The 17,679-nt window shown below is 65.4% G+C and carries 17 protein-coding genes; 8 read left to right on the forward strand and 9 right to left on the reverse strand.

Annotation, left to right across the window (positions count from 1 at the left end; all coding sequences use genetic code 11):
* Both ACXJL8_RS11635 and ACXJL8_RS11640 read left to right on the forward strand, forming a co-directional pair.
* A partial coding sequence (locus ACXJL8_RS11635; protein WP_456685010.1) for a chloride channel protein occupies positions 1–830 on the forward strand: 830 nt, incomplete at its 5' end.
* Between the two features lie 118 nt (positions 831–948).
* Positions 949–2,268 carry an alpha/beta hydrolase gene (locus ACXJL8_RS11640; RefSeq protein ID WP_456623258.1) on the forward strand — a complete coding sequence of 440 codons (1,320 nt, stop codon included), beginning with the start codon at positions 949–951 and terminating at the stop codon, positions 2,266–2,268.
* Positions 2,269–2,331: 63 nt separating this feature from the next.
* On the opposite strand, the gene ACXJL8_RS11645 is transcribed toward ACXJL8_RS11640, so the two are convergent.
* Positions 2,332–2,589, reverse strand: a complete 258-nt coding sequence (locus ACXJL8_RS11645; RefSeq protein WP_456623259.1) for a DUF2798 domain-containing protein — start codon at positions 2,587–2,589, stop codon at positions 2,332–2,334.
* A 305-nt stretch (positions 2,590–2,894) separates the two neighbouring features.
* Here ACXJL8_RS11645 and ACXJL8_RS11650 point away from each other — a divergent pair, with 305 nt between their 5' ends.
* Positions 2,895–3,335: a hypothetical protein gene (locus tag ACXJL8_RS11650; protein WP_456685011.1), complete on the forward strand. Its 441-nt coding sequence runs from the start codon at positions 2,895–2,897 to the stop codon at positions 3,333–3,335.
* Between the two features lie 139 nt (positions 3,336–3,474).
* Here the strand turns inward: ACXJL8_RS11650 and ACXJL8_RS11655 are convergent, their stop codons facing one another.
* The gene (locus ACXJL8_RS11655; protein WP_456623261.1) at positions 3,475–3,894 is read right to left on the reverse strand and encodes a hypothetical protein; all 420 of its coding nucleotides are present in this window, start codon (positions 3,892–3,894) and stop codon (positions 3,475–3,477) included.
* Between the two features lie 21 nt (positions 3,895–3,915).
* On the opposite strand from ACXJL8_RS11655, the gene ACXJL8_RS11660 reads away from it, so the two are divergent.
* From ACXJL8_RS11660 to uraD, 4 genes are all read left to right on the forward strand, one after another.
* On the forward strand, positions 3,916–4,194 hold the full coding sequence (locus ACXJL8_RS11660) for a hypothetical protein (RefSeq protein WP_456623262.1): 279 nt from the start codon (positions 3,916–3,918) through the stop codon (positions 4,192–4,194).
* 90 nt (positions 4,195–4,284) lie between these two features.
* Positions 4,285–4,698 (forward strand): DUF3830 family protein, encoded by a 414-nt coding sequence (locus ACXJL8_RS11665; protein WP_456623263.1) that lies wholly within the window; start codon positions 4,285–4,287, stop codon positions 4,696–4,698.
* Positions 4,699–5,634, forward strand: a complete 936-nt coding sequence (gene puuE / locus ACXJL8_RS11670; protein WP_456685012.1) for an allantoinase PuuE — start codon at positions 4,699–4,701, stop codon at positions 5,632–5,634.
* Between the two features lie 7 nt (positions 5,635–5,641).
* On the forward strand, positions 5,642–6,529 hold the full coding sequence (gene uraD / locus ACXJL8_RS11675; protein WP_456623265.1) for a 2-oxo-4-hydroxy-4-carboxy-5-ureidoimidazoline decarboxylase: 888 nt from the start codon (positions 5,642–5,644) through the stop codon (positions 6,527–6,529).
* On the opposite strand, the gene ACXJL8_RS11680 is transcribed toward uraD, so the two are convergent.
* The 3 genes from ACXJL8_RS11680 to ACXJL8_RS11690 are packed head-to-tail and all read right to left on the reverse strand — an operon-like array spanning position 6,526 to position 11,493.
* Positions 6,526–7,923, reverse strand: a complete 1,398-nt coding sequence (locus ACXJL8_RS11680) for a nucleobase:cation symporter-2 family protein (protein WP_456623266.1) — start codon at positions 7,921–7,923, stop codon at positions 6,526–6,528. The genes uraD and ACXJL8_RS11680 overlap by 4 nt on opposite strands.
* Positions 7,924–7,945: 22 nt before the next feature.
* Positions 7,946–10,669 carry a molybdopterin-dependent oxidoreductase gene (locus ACXJL8_RS11685; protein WP_456623267.1) on the reverse strand — a complete coding sequence of 908 codons (2,724 nt, stop codon included), beginning with the start codon at positions 10,667–10,669 and terminating at the stop codon, positions 7,946–7,948.
* Positions 10,666–11,493 (reverse strand): FAD binding domain-containing protein, encoded by an 828-nt coding sequence (locus tag ACXJL8_RS11690; RefSeq protein ID WP_456623268.1) that lies wholly within the window; start codon positions 11,491–11,493, stop codon positions 10,666–10,668. Before ACXJL8_RS11690 ends, ACXJL8_RS11685 begins: the two co-directional genes overlap by 4 nt.
* Positions 11,494–11,645: 152 nt before the next feature.
* Here ACXJL8_RS11690 and ACXJL8_RS11695 point away from each other — a divergent pair, with 152 nt between their 5' ends.
* The gene (locus ACXJL8_RS11695) at positions 11,646–12,995 is read left to right on the forward strand and encodes an 8-oxoguanine deaminase (RefSeq protein ID WP_456623269.1); all 1,350 of its coding nucleotides are present in this window, start codon (positions 11,646–11,648) and stop codon (positions 12,993–12,995) included.
* 106 nt (positions 12,996–13,101) lie between these two features.
* On the opposite strand, the gene ACXJL8_RS11700 is transcribed toward ACXJL8_RS11695, so the two are convergent.
* From ACXJL8_RS11700 to ACXJL8_RS11715, 4 genes are all read right to left on the reverse strand, one after another.
* On the reverse strand, positions 13,102–14,178 hold the full coding sequence (locus ACXJL8_RS11700) for a BMP family ABC transporter substrate-binding protein (RefSeq protein WP_456623270.1): 1,077 nt from the start codon (positions 14,176–14,178) through the stop codon (positions 13,102–13,104).
* 78 nt (positions 14,179–14,256) lie between these two features.
* Positions 14,257–15,174, reverse strand: a complete 918-nt coding sequence (locus ACXJL8_RS11705) for an ABC transporter permease (protein WP_456623271.1) — start codon at positions 15,172–15,174, stop codon at positions 14,257–14,259.
* Entirely contained in the window at positions 15,161–16,252 is a 1,092-nt protein-coding gene (locus ACXJL8_RS11710; RefSeq protein ID WP_456623272.1) for an ABC transporter permease, read from the reverse strand. The genes ACXJL8_RS11705 and ACXJL8_RS11710 overlap by 14 nt, the downstream gene beginning before the upstream one ends.
* Positions 16,236–17,679, reverse strand: a 1,444-nt coding sequence (locus ACXJL8_RS11715; protein WP_456685013.1) for an ABC transporter ATP-binding protein, incomplete at its 5' end; no start/stop codon positions are given. The genes ACXJL8_RS11715 and ACXJL8_RS11710, both read right to left, overlap by 17 nt.

The following is a 17,679-nucleotide window of genomic DNA, read 5'->3' on the forward strand; positions in this document are numbered from 1 at the left end:
GCCTGATCGCGGTGATCATCGCTTTGAAGCTGACGGCCTGCCTGATCTCGCTGGCCTCGGGGTTTCGCGGCGGTCTGTTCTTTGCCTCGTTGTTCGTCGGCAGCCTGATCGGAAAGTTCTTCGCCGCGGTCCTTTTGCTCATCAGTCCGGAATTCGTGATCGATCCGCTGGTCGCAATGCTGACGGGCATGGCGACGCTTGGCGTCGCCATCGTCGGCGGTCCCTTGACCATGTCGTTCCTCGTGCTCGAGATGACCCGCAACGTCGACGTTACCGCGGTGGTGCTGGCCGGCTGCATCGTCACCTCGATCTGCGTCCGCTTCATGTTCGGCCACTCCTTTTCGACCTGGCGCCTGCATCTGCGCGGCGAGACCATCCGTAGCGCCAACGACGTCGGCTGGCTGCGCAACCTCACCGTCGAGCGCCTGATGCGCTCGGATGTCGGCAAGGTCCCGTCGACCACGACGATCGCCACGGTCCGCCGCGAATTCGCGCTGGGATCGCGGCCCGGAATCGTCATTGTCAACAATGCGGACGAATATGTCGGCCTCGTCCTGCTGCCCGACCTGTTCTCAGGCGACCTCGACACCATTGCCGACGACATCCAGGTGATCGAGCTGGCGCGCCTGACCGAAATCGTGCTGATCCCGGAAATGAACGTGAAGTCGGCGATGGCGGTGTTCGACGAGGCGGAGGCCGAAATGCTGGCGGTGGTCGATTCCACCGATAGCCGCAAGGTGGTCGGCTTCCTCACCGAGAACTTCGCCCGCCGCCGCTATGTCGAGGAGATCGACAAGGCGACGCGCGGCGTGCTGGGCGCGCTGTCGTAAGGACATCCGCCGGGCCGTTCGCAYGCGCGACGGACTTGCCAGATCGCCCACAACCTCTAGTCTGGAGACAGGCGGCGGGGYGACCGCCCTGGCCGCGCTCAGCGACGAGGGACGTGCGATGTCCGACACGCTTCGCCTGTTGCTTGCCTTGCTCGACCTTGGGCCGCAGTTGAAGTCCCTGCTCGGCGAAAGCTGGCCCACCTACAGCGACGAATTGCTAGAGCTGGCCGGCCGTGCCGGCCGGGGCGATGACCCCGATGAGGTCCGCCGCGCGCTCGACGCCCTGGTTCAGCGTCTGCTCGCGGAGGCCCCGGCCGCGGAGCTCGTGCGGCGCGCCGTGCAGCAGACAGCGCCGGCTGCCGCCAAGGAGGTCGTGATCCGCCGCGGCCGCGTTACGCCGCCGCCCATTGCCTCGGAGATTGTACGGCCGACCACAGACGAGGCGACCGGGATCGTCGCGATCCCCATCTTCTACGGCACGGACCGGGCACGCGGAGACAATACGCCGGCGAGGTACTTTGGCGGCGCGCGCGGCGCTCTCGCGTTCGGGATCGCGGAGGTCAGCGTGCCCACGCGCGGGCGCACTCTCGGCGAGCTGACCGGTCCGAGCTGGTGGCGCCTCTCATTTTCGGCCAATCCGGAAAAGCATGTGATCCTCAAGAGCGTCGGGCCGCTCGGTCGGGATGTTTTCGTCACGCGCCTTGCGGACTCGCTTGCCGCGGCCGACGAACGCGACGTTCTCGTCTTCGTGCACGGCTACAACGTGTCTTTCGAGGATGCGGCGCGGCGGGCCGCGCAGATCTCCGTCGACCTGAAATTCGCCGGCAGAACGCTGCTGTATAGCTGGGCGTCGGCGGCGGACGCGAAGCAGTACACCGTCGACGAGAGCACGATCGACTGGTCGCGCGATTATTTCGAGGCATTTCTCCAGCTTGCGCTGAACGAAATCGGCGCCCGCGAGGTTCATGTCATCGCTCACAGCATGGGCAACCGGGCTCTGGTCAACACGCTCGAACGCATGGCGTCATGGCAACTGCCGGCGGGCGCCGCAAAGCTCGGTCAGGTCATCTTTGCCGCCCCCGACGTCGACCGCGACCGCTTCGTCCAGCTCGCCGCGAAATTCAAGGGCTGCGCCAGGCGCTGCACGCTCTATGCCTCGTCACGCGACGTCGCGCTGCTGGCCTCGAAATTCGTGCACGGCTATCCGCGGGCGGGCGAGGCCGGCGAAGCGCTGCTGGTCGTCGACGGCGTCGATACCATCGATGCATCGCTCGTCGACACCAGCCTGGTCGGTTTGCGCCATTCCTATTTCGGCGACAAGCGCTCGATCCTGAACGATATGTTCAACCTGATCATGCAGCAACTCGCGCCTGACCAGCGCTTCGACCTTCAGGCCGCGGGCGATGCGCTGAAAAAATACTGGAGGTATCGGGCCTAGCGGTCACGCAGCCACGTTCATGGAAGCGGGACGGCGAGCGCCATGCGCCGCCGCCCACGCCGGCTACTGGCCTGGTTGAGAGGGTGACGCGACGAGGCAGGCGACGATCCGGCGGACCATCGGTAGCACCACGAGCAGCGTCGGAAAGGCGACGAGCCATGACAGCCCCCAGGCGCCCGGCCATGTCGCGAGGAATGCCGGCGTTGCGCCGAGGCTCCTGAGTGTCGAAATGACCGACACCACGGCCGTCATGAGAATGGAAAGCACGAATGGCATGACGATCGGCGCATAGCGCGCCGGCAGTTTGCGAACCGCAATCATCTGATTTCTCTTGGGGAAAAAGACGCGTCAGTCACGTTGAACCTGCGAAAATGGCATCGATCCCGACGACGTCGGTTGATGCGTTGGTTCACGTGAAACGCTTACGGCGACCGAAAAACGGCGCGGCTGTTCACTAACCGCTCAGGTTGAATGGATCAAGCTGGATCTGGAAGTTCGGTTTACAATCGTTCAAAGCGTGGCAGATTGCCGCGATCATGAAACCATTTCAGTGGTTTGCGCATTATAGATCGTTTGCATATCTCTTTTTTGGGCGAGAACAGAGGAAGATTGAGATGATTGGACCTATGACTTCGGCAGCCGGCCGCAATGCGGTGCTGGCCGCGTTCGCAAGCCTCGCCCTGGTCGCGGCCTCCGCGACGCCGTCCGCTGCAGCCTCGTCCGGGACTCCTTCCAGGGCGGCCGTCGCTGGCCAGGCTGCGTCCGACGCCACCGATTTCAGCGCGGCCAAGCGCCGTTACTATCGCCGCGGACCGAATGCTGCAGCCCTCGCCATCATGGGCGCGGCGACCGGCCTGGCCGTCGGCGCGATCGCCGAAAGCCGGCGCYGCGACTATTACGAGGACCAGTACTATTACGATCGCGGCCCAGGCTATTACGGTGGTCCAGCCTATTACGGCGGTTCCCACTATTACYGGGGGCCGAACCGTCCTTCGGCCCCTTACATCCCTGGAGGCTATTGTGCCGGCGGAGGCCCCTCGGCCGTCTGCGGCAATTACGACCATTGAGTTCGGACGCAGCTGTCGGGCCCGACAGCTTCGCAGGTATTGCCATGGAGTGGGTTAGCGAAAGCGTAACCCACTCCTTTTTGTTTGCCGCTTCGCAGTCGTGTCGCGAAGCCAGGTCCGCAGCATTCCCACTTTCACATCATCGTCCTGCAGGCGCCGACAATGCGCCGTTGGCATAACGCGACCAGTCCGGCTCGGTCGGCTGCGACGGCCAGATGGCGGCGTTGGAGTCGCGCACCGATTGGGTGATGTGGGCGGGGTGCGCCTTGCGGACGTGACGGCGGTCGCTTGCGGCGGCGGCCTGAATCGTGATGGCGGCAATCAGCGTGACGCCGAGAATGGTGAGGGCCTTTTGCATTGTTGTTTCTCCCGTGACGACGGCCAGGTTGTGAGACATGTGTTCGTCGTCTCGGCTGACATGGCGACACGCCCCGCCCAATATCAGCCACGCTCGCATCACGATGGGGCGAGCAAATTTTTTGGTCTCGGCTAAATATTCGGCAATCGCCCGGTTGGCCCCGATGGACTTGACCGGCGCAATCCGGTTGAATGGAGCCAATTGAGGTTTTAGGCGACAACGATGTCGAGATATCTGCTGGTCCTTCTGCTGATCGCCTCGCCGGCTGCGGCGCAGGTCAAGCTGGCCCCAAAAACCTCGGCGGCTCATCCCGATCCCTGCGCCCCGATCGGGCGGACCGCGGACGGCAAGCTGGTCTATTCCATGAAATGCGAGAACCTGCCCGCACCGCCTCCGCCGCCGCCGCAGGCGGAACTGAAGGAGGCGCCGCAGCCTGCCGCCGAGCCGGAGCCGGAGGTGCGCCGGAGCGGCATTTTCGGCTGGTCCTACGACCGCAGGTGACGGGCCGCGCCACTTGCGCGAAGCCCTCTGGAATGCTCTTTGCTTGAAAGTTCCCCGTGGGGCCTTTAGCCCCCGATCCAGAGAGATGAGATGAGCAAACTCGTTATCCGCGCCGGTGATTTCACCTTCGATGCCCGCTTCGAGGAGCAGCTGGCGCCCAAGACTGTCGCTGCGTTCCGTAAAGCGCTGCCGTTCGAAAGCCACATCATCCACGTGCGCTGGAGCGGCGAGGCGGTGTGGATGCCGCTCGGCGACCTCGATTTCGGCGTCGGCTATGAGAACCACACCAGCTATCCCGCGCCGGGCCAGATCATCCTCTATCCCGGCGGCATCAGCGAGACCGAGATCCTGATGGCCTATGGCGGCGTGAGCTTCGCGAGCAAGATGGGCCAGCTCGCCGGCAATCACTTCATCACGGTGACCTCGGGGTTGGAGAATCTGGCGACGCTGGGCAAGAGCGTGCTGTGGAAGGGCGCGCTGCCGATCCGCTTCGAGGAAGTCTGAGTGACTGATACCCGCTACCCGCGCGATCTCCGCGGCTACGGCCGCAACCCGCCGCATCCGCAATGGCCGGGCAACGCGCGGGTTGCGGTGCAGTTCGTCGTCAATTTCGAGGAGGGCGGCGAGAACAACATCCTGCACGGCGACCGCGCCTCGGAAGCCTTCCTGTCCGACGTGCTCGGCGCGCAGCCCTGGCCGGGCCAGCGCCACGCCAATATCGAATCGATGTTCGAATATGGCTCGCGCGCCGGCTTCYGGCGGCTGTGGCGGATGTTCAACGAGCGCAAATGGCCGACCACCGTGTTCGGCGTCGCCACTGCGCTGAAGCGCAATCCGGAAATCGTTGCGGCGATGAAGGAGTCCGGCTGGGACATCGCCAGCCACAGCCTGAAATGGATCGAGCACAAGGACATGACCGAGGCGCAGGAGCGCGCCGAGATCGCCGAGTCGATCCGCGTCCACTTTGAGGCGACCGGATCGCGGCCGCTCGGCTGGTACACCGGGCGCTCCTCGATCAACACCAACCGCCTCCTGATGGAGGAGGGCGGCTTCCTCTATCTCTGCGACTCCTATGCCGACGACCTGCCCTATTGGGTCAAGGGCGCGAACGGCAAGCAGCTCATTATTCCCTACACGCTCGACGCCAACGACATGCGCTTCATCAACCCACAAGGGTTTGCCGAGGGCGAGCAGTTCTACACCTATCTGAAGGATGCGTTCGACGTGCTCTATGCCGAGGGCGAGACCGCGCCGAAGATGATGTCGGTGGGGTTGCACTGCCGTCTCGCCGGCCGGCCCGGCCGCGCCGCGGGGCTGATCCGCTTCCTGGATTACATCGGCAAGCACGAACGCGTCTGGGTGCCGACGCGGCTCCAGATCGCGCAGCACTGGCACGACAAGCACGCGCATCTTGCCGCCGACGCCTTCGAGATCGGGTGAAGACGTGATGTCGCAAATCTCGCTCGCCGATCTCAACGCCGCCGACAAAGCCGACTTCGTCGCGGCCCTCGCCAATGTCGTCGAATATTCGCCGTGGATTGCGGAGAAGCTCGCCGGGCAGCGGCCGTTCACCGGCATCAACCCATTGCACACCGCGCTGATGGCCGCGATCCAGAGTGCCGAGCCCGATGTCCAGATGGCGCTGATCCGGGCGCATCCCGATCTCGCCAACAAGACCCAGCGCGCCGCGGGCCTGACGGCGGAATCGACCGACGAGCAGAACAGTGCCGGCCTCGACCGGCTGTCGGACGCCGAATATGCCGCGTTCGAGCGCGTCAACAATGCGTACCGTGAAAAGTTCGGCTTCCCCTACATCGTCTGCGTGCGCCGCCACACCAGGGATTCCGTGCTGGCCGACTTCGAGACGCGGCTGCTCAATATTGCCAAGACCGAGACGCGACGTGCGATCGAGGAGATCGGCCGCATCTCGGCGCTGCGGCTCGACCAGCTCGTTGTCGCCGACGACAAGCTCAAGGTGCACGGCCGGCTCTCGACCCATGTGCTGGACAATCACGCCGGCAAGCCCGCGCCGGGCATTCCGGTCGAGCTGATTGAGCTTGCGAATCTCGGCGAGAGCCGCGTCGTCGCGCGCACCGTCACCAATGCGGATGGGCGTACCGATCAACCGTTGATCGGCGGCCGTCCGCTTCCGATCGGCCGCTACGAGCTTCGCTTCCGCGTCGCCAAATATTACGCCGAGCGCAACGTGCCGCTGTCGGAGCCGCCGTTCCTCGACGAGATCCCGCTGCGCTTTGCGATCAGCGAGCCGGAAAGCCACTACCACGTGCCGCTGCTGGTCACGCCCTGGAGCTATTCGACCTATCGCGGCAGCTAGACRTGCTGCGCGGATGACGCGACTGCCGCTGCATCTGCCTCAGCCGCAGCACCGCCGCTCAAGCCGTTGAAGAAGGCGTTGAGCAGCACCGAGACCACCGCACAAAGCAAAATGCCGGACTCCAGCAGCGGCTGGAGATCATGCGGCAGGTTCCGGAAGAAGCCGGGCGCGGCGAGCGGGATCAGGCCGAAGCCGATCGAGATCGCGACGATGAAGAGATTGTAGCGGTTGGTGCGGAAATCGACCGAGGTGAGGATGCGCGCGCCTGTTGCCGCGACCATGCCGAACATCACGAGGCCCGCGCCACCGAGCACGACCAGCGGCACCGCCTCGACCAGCGCGGCGAGCTTCGGCAGCAGGCCGAGCCCGAGCATGATGCAGCCGCCCGTCACCGTCACCCAGCGCGACCGCACGCCGGTGACCGAGACCAGGCCGACATTCTGCGAGAACGAGGTGTAGGGAAAGGTGTTGAAGATGCCGCCGAGCAGCGTGCCGACGCCGTCGGCGCGCAAGCCCCGGCTCAGGGCTTCGCGGTCGATCGCCTTGCCGGTGATGTCGCCGAGCGCGAGGAACATGCCGAGCGATTCGATCATCACCACGATCATGACGACACTCATCGTGATAACCGGCACGAGGTGGAATTGCGGCATGCCGAAGCGGAAGGGGATCACCAGCGCGCCCCAGGAGGCGGCAGTGACCTTGTCGAAATGCATCACGCCCAGAATGGTTGCGAGTACGGCGCCGGCGACGATGCCGAGCAGCACGGAAACGTTGGCGAGGAAGCCGGTGCCCCATTTGATCAGGCCGAGGATGAAGAGCAGCACGAACAGCGAAATGCCGAGCCCCTGCAATTGCCCATAGGCCGGATTGGGAAAGCTGCCGGCGACGCCGTCAACTACCTTCGTCAGCGTCGGCAGGCCGCCGCCGGCCCAGTTGATGCCGACCCGCATCAAGGAGATGCCGATGACGAGAATGATGCTGCCGGTGACCACTGGCGGAAACAGCGGCAGCAGCCGGCTGACGAAGGGCGCGGCGACGATGCCGAAGATGCCGGCGGCGATGACGGAGCCGTAGATGCCGAGCAGGCCGATATCGGGCGCGGCCGCCATCGAGAGCATCGGTCCGACTGAGGCAAACGTCACACCCATCATCACCGGCAGGCGGATGCCGACGCCGGGAAAGCCGAGGCATTGCACCAGCGTCGCAATCCCGCAGGCGAACAGGTCGGCGCTGATCAGGAAGGCGACGTCCTCCGGCGGCAGCTTCAGCGCGCGTCCGATGATCAGCGGCACCGCGACCGCGCCGGCATACATCACCAGCACGTGCTGGAGCCCGAGCGCGAGCAGGCGCGGGACCGGCAGGACCTCGTCGACGGGATGGACCTCGCTGCTCATGAATGAATCCCCCGAAATAGGCCTAACCAAATTTGTCGTGCAGGGCCGGAAACAGCCGGTCCGGCTTGAAAGGCGGCGCCGTGAAGCGGATGCCGGTGGCGTCTGCAATCGCGTTGCCGAGTGCGGCGGCGACGGGATTGTACGGGCTCTCGCTCATCGACTTCGCGCCCAGCGGCCCGATCGTGTCGGAGGTATCGGCGAAGAAGACCTCGCTGCGCGGCACGTCGGCGAAGGAGGGCAGGTGATAGTCGCGGAATTTCGGGTTGGTGACGCGGCCGTCCGCGTCGATCACCATCTCCTCGTAGAGCGCTGCACCAAGCGCCTGCGCCACGCCGCCCTCGACCTGGCCGCGGCACTGCATGGGGTTGGCGACGACGCCGGCGTCCGCCGCCTGAACGCTCCTGAGAATCTTGAGCTCACCCGTGCCCTTGTTCACCGCGACGCGAAAGCCATGGACGTTGAAGCCGACCGAGCGCGGCGTGCCGCCGGAATTGCCGCTGGCGGTGAGCGGCTGCCCGCGCTCGCGCGCGAGTTTCGCCAGTTCCGTGAATGACATTCGCCGGACACCGCTGACGACGAATTCGCCTTCGAGCACACAAGTCGCGACATCGCAAAGCCAGGCGGCAGCGGCCGCTGCCTTCAGTTCGGCCGCAAGCCGCACGGCCGCCGCGTGCGTCGCCTTGCCGGCAACAAAGATTCCCGCGCTGCCATAGGCGCCGGTGTCGTGGCCGCCATGGGCGGTGTCGGACTGGCGCAGGCAAATCCTGTCCACCGTCGTCGCCAGCGTCGTCGCTGCGATCTGCCGGTGCACGGTGCTGGTGCCGTTGCCGAACTCGGCGGTACCGACGGTGAGGTCGAAGCCGCCGTCGTCGTTGAGCGCGATCATGGCATCCGCGATGTGGCCGGCCGGCGGCACCGTGTCGATCATGGTCAGCGCGATGCCTTCGCCGATCAGCCACTCCGGCGACAGCTCGGGCTGCGGCGTGTCGGCTTGCATCGCGCGTTCGACGAGGTCGAGGCACTGGTCGAGCCCGTAAGAGCCATAGAGCACATCATGGTATTCGGACGGCGGCGGTGACAGCATGGGATCGCCGGGCTTGACGATGTTGCGGCGGCGCATGTCGTAGGGACTGATGCCGAGCTGCCTTGCCAGTTCATCGATTGCGGCCTCCACCGCGATCAGCGTTTGCGGCAGGCCATAGCCCCGAAATGCGCCCGCCGGCACCGTGTTGGTGTAGACGGCGACGCCGTCGACCTTTTTGTTGGGGCAGTTGTAGACACTGATGGACTCGGACACCGCGTGAAACATCACGGGGCCGGCGTGATTGCCGTAGGCGCCCGTGTTGGAGAGCACGTCGAGCTGGAGTGCGGTGAGCTTGCCGTCCGCATCAGCGCCCGCCTTGATGTGAACCCGCATCGGGTGCCGGGTCGAGGTCGCGATGAACTGCTCTTCGCGGGTGAGTTCGAGCTTCACGGGGCGTCCAGTCTTCAGCGCAGCGAGCGCCAGAATGTCCTCGACGAACATCTCCTGCTTGCCGCCAAAACCGCCGCCGACGCGCTCGCAGAACACGCGGACCTTGTCCATGGGAAGCGCGAAGATGCCCGACAGCGCACGCCGGGTCAGGAACGGCACCTGTGTCGAGCAGCGGACGTTGAGCACGCCGGAATCGTCGAGCCAGGCAAGGCCGCCATGGGTCTCCAGCGCGGCGTGCTGCACGCGGTGGCTGTGGAAGGTGCCTTCGAAGGTGACGGCGGACGTCGCGAGCGCGGCGGCCACGTCGCCGAACTCGCCATGTGTCTCCGCGACGAGGTTGCGCCGGGCGTCGGCAACGCGGTTCTCGGTGGTTCGATCGGGATGAACGATGGAGGCCCCCGGCTCCATTGCCCGCTCGGGGTCCACCAGCGCGGGCAGGATCTCATATTCGACCTTCAGCCTGCGACATGCTTCCTCGGCGGCGGCTTCGCTCTCGGCGACGACCGCGGCGACCCTCTGGCCGATGAAGCGGACGACGTCATCGAGGATGCGGGTGTCCTCGGGATCCATCCAGTCCTTCTCGTGCCGCGCGGTCGAGAACAGCACCGGCGGCCCGTCTTCATGGGTCAGCACCGCTTGCACGCCGGGGACGGCCAGCGCCGCCGCTTTGTCGATCGCGACGATTTTCGCGTGTGTGTGCGGCGAGCGAAGCAGCTTGATGTGCAGCAGGCCGTCGATGGCGGTGTCGAAGGTGTAACGCGCCTTGCCGCAGACAATGTCAGCGCCCGCGGGCGCCGGCAGACTGCGGCCGAACGCAGCGCCGGCCTCGATGCTCTCCTCGACATTGGTCTTGCCGAGGATCGCGTCCTCGATCGCACGATAGCCGGTGCAGCGGCAGATGTTGCCCTTCAGCGCAACTCCGAGATCCGTGCGCTGGGCCTGGTTCAGCGAGGCGCAGGTCAGGATCATGCCGGCGGTGCAGAAGCCGCATTGGAACCCTTGCGCGTCGAGAAAGGCCTGCTGCATCGGGTGCGTGCCACTGTCCCCGCCAAGCCCTTCGATCGTGGTAATGGCGCGGCCCTCGGCGCGGAAGGCAGGGATCAGGCAGCTATGCACCGGCTCGCCGTCGAGCAGTACCGTGCAGGCGCCGCAATCGCCGGCGTCGCAGCCCTTCTTGACGCCAAAATGGCCGAGCTCACGCAGGAACGTGCGCAGGCACTGGCCTGCGCGCGGCTCTTGCGAAAACGGCTTGCCGTCGATCTCGAAGCTCATGGCCGTGCCGTATCCAGCAATTCGCCGCGGATTTCCTCGGCCAGCCGCAGCGTCATGTGCTTGCGCCAGAGCGGCTTGCCGTGGATGTCGGTGTGGTACAGGTCGTCGGTGATCTCGTCCGAGACGGCTGCGCGGAGCGCGCTCGCATCGGGCAGCCCGGGAAATGACAGTTGGATCGGCCGCACGGTCGACGCGGTCACCGTCAGCGTCAGCGCACCGTCGCCATCGAGGCTCCCGATCAGAAGCGCCCCGGAGCGGCCGACCGGCGCGAGCGAGATCTGGCGAAACGCCGAGCGACGCTTCAGTGCAGCGATGGGAATATCGATCTGTCGCAAGAGGTCGCCCGGCGCCAGGCGGTTGCGCTGGTTGCCGGTGACGAAGTCGGCGACGGGGATCTTCTGCTCGCCGCCACCGGCCTTCCAGATGGTGCAGACGCCATTGAGCGCGGAGGTGAGCGAGATCATCGGTCCCGCCGGCAGCGACATGCAGAGATTGCCGCCGACCGTCGCGGTCTTCCAGATCTTGAAGGAGGCGAGGAAGGCGCGGCAACACTGGCTGATCAGCGGAGCTGCGAGCCAGTCGGCCGGGCAGGCGAGGCCATCGAGCTGCGCGATGGTGCAGGTCGCGGCAACGCTGAGATGGCTTTCGGTGATCGTCAGTGCGGGCCATTTCAGATCGGTGAGATCGACCAGCCGCGTCAGGTGCGCCTGTGGTTCTGAGAACAGCCAGGTGCCGCCCGCGAGCCAAGCATCACCTGGCGTCCAAACGGGCAGTTGGGAACGCGTTTGCGGATGCGCCACCGCCGTGATGGTATTCAAGTCCATGGCTGCGCCAGTGCCTCGATCGGAGGAACTACTCTACCGGAAAGTCTTGCAAGAGGGGCGCCAAGTCGCAACAACAAGTCGCACAAGAGTGCGATTGGGCTGGCCCCTGCCTTGCAGGCGTGTCGCCAGAGAATGTGAGGAGACGCGGCATCATGAGCGACGCAAAGCCGATCTGGATCAGGGATCCCCTGGCCATCCTCGCCGACAGCGCCGAGCGCGGGATCGTGGTGAAAGACGGCCGCATCATCGAGATCGTCCCGGCCGGCGGCACGCCCGCGACCGCGGATGCCGTGGTATTCGACGCCGGCGAGCATGTCGTGCTGCCGGGCCTCATCAACACGCATCATCATTTCTACCAAACGCTGACGCGGGCATTGCCGGCGGCGATGGATCGCGAGCTGTTTCCCTGGCTCCAGGCGCTGTACCCGGTGTGGGCGAAGCTGACGCCGGAATCGCTCGAGCTCGGCGTCACGGTGGCGATGTCCGAGCTGCTGCTCTCGGGTTGCACCACCACGACGGATCATCACTACGTATTCCCGGCGGGGCTCGAGGAGTCCGTCGATATCGAGGTTGCGGTTGCAAGACGGCTCGGTGTTCGTGTGCTGCTCACGCGCGGCTCCATGAACCTGTCGCAGCGCGACGGCGGCTTGCCGCCGGACAGCGTTGTGCAGGACGAGGACACGATTCTCGCCGACAGTACGCGGGTGGTCGCCAAGTATCACCAGCGCGGTGCGGATGCGATGGTGCAGATCGCGCTGGCGCCATGCTCGCCCTTTTCGGTAACGACGTCGTTGATGCGCGCCACCGCCGATCTCGCCGGGAAGCTCGACGTGCGTCTGCACACCCATCTGGCGGAGACCGAGGACGAGAACAGGTTTTGCCAGCAGATGTATGGCTGCCGTCCGCTCGACTATCTCGAACAGTGCGGCTGGCTCAATGCGCGGACCTGGCTCGCCCACGGCATCTTCTTCAACGCCGACGAGATCAAGCGTCTCGGCAAGGCGAAGACGACCATCAGCCATTGTGCCTGTAGCAACCAGCTCCTGGCGTCGGGCTGCTGTCCGGTATGCGAGATGGAGGAGGCCGGCGTTGGCATCGGGATCGGTGTCGACGGCTCGGCCTCGAACGACGGATCGAACCTGATGCAGGAGGTGCGGGCGGCCTTCCTGCTGCAACGGGCGCGCTACGGCGTAACGAAGGTCAGCCACAAGGATGCGCTGCGCTGGGCTACCAGGGGATCGGCGGCCTGTGTCGGCCGTCCGGAGCTCGGCGAGATCGCCGTCGGCAAGGCGGCCGATCTGGCGCTGTTCAAGCTCGACGAACTGCGCTTCTCCGGCCATGGCGACCCACTGGCCGCGCTGGTGCTGTGCGGGGCGCAGCGGGCGGATCGGGTGATGGTGGCAGGAAAATGGGCCGTGGTCGACGGCGCGATCCCGGGACTGGACGTCGCTGACCTCATCCGCCGCCACAGTTCCGCGGCGCGGGCGATGCAGGCGGGATAGGGGCGGAATAAAAAGAGGGGGCAACCACAAGTGCCGGGTGCTTGTGGCTACCCCCTCCGAACCTCCTCCGGGAGGAGCAGGTGTTTTCAGCAATGCAAGAAGCGTGCTACTTGCCCGGCAGCTTGTCGTCGATGCCCTTGACGTAGAAATTCATGCCGAGGATCTGGCCGTCAGCAAGATTGGCGCCGCCCTTGCACTCGACCTCCTTGCCGTCCTGCCCAATGACCGGGCACTTGAACGGGTGGAGTTTGCCCGCCGTGATCGCGGCCTGGGCATCCTCGGCGATCTTCTTCACGTCGTCAGGCATGTTGGTATAGGGCGCCATCGCGAACATGTGGCTGTCGAGGCCGCCCCAGGTGTCCTCTGACTTCCAGGTGCCGGCGAGCTCCGCCTTGACGCGTTCGATGTAGTAGGGGCCCCAGGTGTCGAGGATCGAGGTCAATTGGGTCTTCGGTCCGAACTTGATCATCTCGGAATCCTGGCCGAAGGCGAGCTTGCCGCGTTCGCTGGCGATCTGCATCGCTGCCGGCGAATCCGTGTGCTGCATGATGACGTCGGCGCCCTGGTCGATCAGCGCCTTGGCGGCGTCGGCTTCCTTGCCCGGGTCGAACCAGGTGTTGGCCCAGATGATCTTGACCTTGATGTTCGGGTTGATGGTCTGTGCCGCGAGGATCGTCGCGTTGATGCCGGAGACGACCTCGGGGATCGGGAACGAGCCGATATAGCCGAGCACACCGGACTTCGACATCTTGGCCGCGATCAGGCCCTGGATGTAGCGGCCCTGGTACCACTTGGCCGAATAGGTCGACATGTTCTTGTCGCGCTTGTAGCCGGTGGAATGCTCGAAATGCACGTTCGGATACTTCTTCGCGACCTTTAGCGTCGGATCCATGTAGCCGAACGAGGTGGTGAAGATCAGCTTGTTGCCGGCGCGGACGAGCTGCTCGATGGCGCGTTCGGCGTCGGGACCTTCAGGCACGTTCTCGAGATAGGTGGTCTCGATCTTGTCGCCCAATTCCTTCACCAGCGCCTGGCGCCCGACATCGTGCTGGTAGGTCCACCCGAGGTCTCCGATCGGGCCCAAATAGATGAAACCGACTTTCAGCTTGTCGGCGGCGGAGGCTGCACTGACGCTTCCGGCAAGTAAAAGCCCTGCAGCCAGCACAAGAAGTGTTTTCCTCATCATCAATCTCCAAACAGTCGGGGAAAGCCACGATCCGCAACATGCGCGCCCCATCGCGCACGCCGCGGAAATGAAACGTTAGCGGTCAGGCACGAACACGGTGCCGAGCGCGGCCGGCGCGGTCGAGCCGCCGGTGCGCGCACGGGAGAGCAGGACCAGGACGATGACGGTCGCGAGATAAGGCAGCGCCGACATGAACTGCGAGGGAATGCCGACGCCCCAGCCTTGCGCGTGCAGTTGCAGGATCGTCACCGCGCCGAACAGGTAAGCGCCGACGACGAGCCGGCCCGGCCGCCACGACGAGAACACCACCAGCGCCAGCGCGATCCAGCCGCGGCCTGCGGTCATGCCGGGAATGAAGAACGGTGTATAGGCGAGCGGAAGATAGGCGCCGGCAAGCCCGGCGCAGGCGCCGCCGAACATCACGGCGAAGGTGCGGATGCGCAGCACGGGATAGCCGAGCGCATGCGCGGAGACGTGATTATCGCCGCAGGCGCGCAGGATCAGCCCCGGCCGGGTGCGGTACAGGAACCACCAGACGCCGACGATCAGTGCCAGCGAGAAATAGACGAAGGCGTCCTCGCCGAACAGCACGCGGCCGATCAGCGGGATGTCGGTGAGGCCGGGAATGTAGAGATGCACCGCAGGCGTGATGCGTTCGCCGACGAAGCCGGCACCGATCAGGCCGGAGAGTCCGACGCCCAGGATGGTCAGTGCGAGCCCCGTCGCAACCTGGTTGACGGCGAGCCCAAGCGCCATCAGCGCGAAGATCAGCGACATCAGCGTGCCCGCGACGATGCCGAACAGCGCGCCGACGAAGATCGAGCCGGTCAGCCACGCGCCGGCGAAGCCGCAGGCCGCGCCGACGATCATCATGCCCTCGACGCCGAGATTGAGCACGCCGGAGCGTTCGGTCACGAGCTCGCCGGTCGCCGCGATCAGCAACGGCGTCGACGCGGCGAGCACCGCCAGGATGATGGCTTCAACCAGTTCCACCGGCCACCTGACGGTTCGGGAAGACCAGCTTGAAGCGGTAGAGGATGAGGGAATCGCAGGCGAGCACGTAGAACAGCAGGATGCCCTGAAATACCTTGGTGACGTCCAACGGGATCTTCATCGCGATCTGCGCCTGCTCGCCGCCGATAAAGGTCAACGCGAGAAAAAGGCCTGCAATTAATATTCCAAGCGGGTTCAACCGGCCGAGGAAGGCAACGATGATCGCGGTAAAACCGTAGCCCGGCGAAATGCCGGGCTGGAGATGGCCCACGGGACCCGCGACCTCGATGATGCCGGCAAGACCTGCGAGCGCGCCCGACACCGCGAAGGTCAGGATGATCAGCTGGTTGGCGTTGAAGCCGCCGAACCGTGCGGCGCGGGGCGCAGCGCCGACCACGCGGATCTCAAATCCCTTGATGGTTCGCCCGAGCAGGATCGCCGCTGCCGCGACGACCAGCAGCGCGATGATCGAACCGAGATGCAGCCGGCCACCTTCGATCAGCAGGGGCACGGTTGCGACCGGATCGAATTCTGCCGTGGTCGGAAAGTTGAAGCCGTGCGGATCGCGCCAGGGCCCGCGCACGAGATAGTCGAGGAAGAGGTCGGCGACATAGACCAGCATCAGGCTGGTCAGGATTTCGCTGGCGCCGAACTTCACCTTGCAGATCGCGGGGATCAGCGCATAGAGCGCGCCTGCGGCTGCCGCGAGCACGAACATCGCCGGCAGCACCCAGGCACCGGCATCGGTGCCTTGAGTCTTCACCGCGATCCAGCTTCCGGCGACGGCGCCGATCAGGAATTGCCCCTCGGCGCCGATGTTCCAGGCATTGGCGAGGTAGCAGAGCGACAGCCCGATCGCGATCATCACCAGCGGCGTCGCCTTCACCGCGATCTCCTGGAGCGAATAGCCGTCGGTCAAGGGCGCGATGAAATAGGCATGCAGGGCCAGAAGCGGATTCTTGCCGAGGATCGCGAACAGGATGGTCATGGTCACGATCGTCAAGCCGATCGCGATCAGCGGCGAGACCAGCGCGATCGTGTTGGAGCGTTCGGACCGCTTCTCAAGCACCAACTGCATGCGCGGCCTCCTTCGGCTCCAGGCTGCTGCCGCCCATCAGAAGGCCGAGCTTCTCGCGGGTCGCTTCGCTGGTCGCGAGCGGTGCCGACAGCCGGCCGTGGAACATCACGGCGATGCGGTCAGCGATCTCGGCGAGCTCGTCGAGGTCTTGGCTGGTCACGAGCACGGCGGCGCCTGCGGTTGCCAGATCGAGCAGCGCCTGGCGGATGACCGCGGCGGCACCGGCGTCGACGCCCCAGGTCGGCTGGCTCACCACCAGCACCGCCGGGTTGCGCAGGATCTCGCGGCCGACGATGAATTTCTGCAGATTGCCGCCCGACAGGGATGCTGCTTCCGGATCGCGCTTGGCCTTGCGGACGTCGAAGGTTTCGGTCGCGCGGTCCACGGTCTTCAGCGTGGCCGCGGTGTCGATGAAGCCATGATTGACCATGCCGCTGGCGGCGTGCCCGGTGAGCAGCGCGTTCTCCGACAGCTTCATGCGCGGCGCGGTGCCGTGGCCGAGACGTTCCTCGGGAACGAAGGCGGCACCCAGCTTGCGCCGCTGCGTGATCGAGAGATGGCCGGCGGCGATGCCTTCGATCACCACCGTGCCGGGGTCCTTGGACAGGCGCTCGCCGGAGAGCGCGGCGAACAGCTCGTCCTGGCCGTTGCCGGCGACGCCGGCGATGCCCAGAATCTCGCCGCCCTTCAGCTCGAACGCGATGTGCTCGAGCCGCACGCCGTGCGCTTCGCTAGGCGCGAGCGAGAGATCGTTGACGACTAGCCGCGGCACCGTGATCTGCCGGCCGGCCGCAGCTTTCACCTCCTTGATCTCAGCGCCCACCATCATGCGCGCGAGCGAGGCCGCGGTCTCGAGTCTCGGATTGCAGGTTTGCACCTTCTTGCCGCCGCGCAGGATCGTGGCGGTGTCGCAGAGCCGCTTCACCTCGTCGAGCTTGTGGCTGATGTAGAGAATGGCGCGGCCTTCGGCTTTGAGCCGCTCCAGCACGATGAAGAGCTGATCGGCCTCCTGCGGCGTCAGCACGGCCGTAGGCTCGTCCAGGATCAGGAATTTGGGGTCCTGCATCAGCGCGCGGACGATCTCGATGCGCTGGCGCTCGCCGACCGACAATTGCCAGACCTCGCGCCTGGGATCGAGCGGCAGTCCATAGGTCTTCGACACCTGCTCCAGCCGCGCCGACATGTCCTTGAAGGACTCTTTGCCGTCGAGCCCGAGCGCGACGTTCTCGGCGACGGTGAGATTGTCGAACAGCGAAAAATGCTGGAACACCATGCCGATGCCGCGACTGCGCGCCTCCGACGGGCCCGACAGCAAGATCGGCTCGCCCTGCCAGCGAATCTCGCCGGCACTGGGCTGGATCAGCCCGTAGATCGCCTTGACCAGCGTCGACTTGCCGGCGCCGTTCTCGCCGAGCAGGGCGTGGATT

Source organism: Bradyrhizobium sp. P5_C11_2, from assembly GCF_054049755.1.

Coding starts and splice junctions, on each gene's coding strand:
- uraD (WP_456623265.1), top strand. CDS start 5,642: ATGTCGCAAATCTCGCTCGCCGATCTCAACGCCGCCGACAAAGCCGAC.
- ACXJL8_RS11640 (WP_456623258.1), top strand. CDS start 949: ATGTCCGACACGCTTCGCCTGTTGCTTGCCTTGCTCGACCTTGGGCCG.
- ACXJL8_RS11685 (WP_456623267.1), bottom strand. CDS start 10,669: ATGAGCTTCGAGATCGACGGCAAGCCGTTTTCGCAAGAGCCGCGCGCA.
- ACXJL8_RS11700 (WP_456623270.1), bottom strand. CDS start 14,178: ATGAGGAAAACACTTCTTGTGCTGGCTGCAGGGCTTTTACTTGCCGGA.
- ACXJL8_RS11665 (WP_456623263.1), top strand. CDS start 4,285: ATGAGCAAACTCGTTATCCGCGCCGGTGATTTCACCTTCGATGCCCGC.
- ACXJL8_RS11660 (WP_456623262.1), top strand. CDS start 3,916: ATGTCGAGATATCTGCTGGTCCTTCTGCTGATCGCCTCGCCGGCTGCG.
- ACXJL8_RS11645 (WP_456623259.1), bottom strand. CDS start 2,589: ATGATTGCGGTTCGCAAACTGCCGGCGCGCTATGCGCCGATCGTCATG.
- ACXJL8_RS11695 (WP_456623269.1), top strand. CDS start 11,646: ATGAGCGACGCAAAGCCGATCTGGATCAGGGATCCCCTGGCCATCCTC.
- ACXJL8_RS11690 (WP_456623268.1), bottom strand. CDS start 11,493: ATGGACTTGAATACCATCACGGCGGTGGCGCATCCGCAAACGCGTTCC.
- ACXJL8_RS11710 (WP_456623272.1), bottom strand. CDS start 16,252: ATGCAGTTGGTGCTTGAGAAGCGGTCCGAACGCTCCAACACGATCGCG.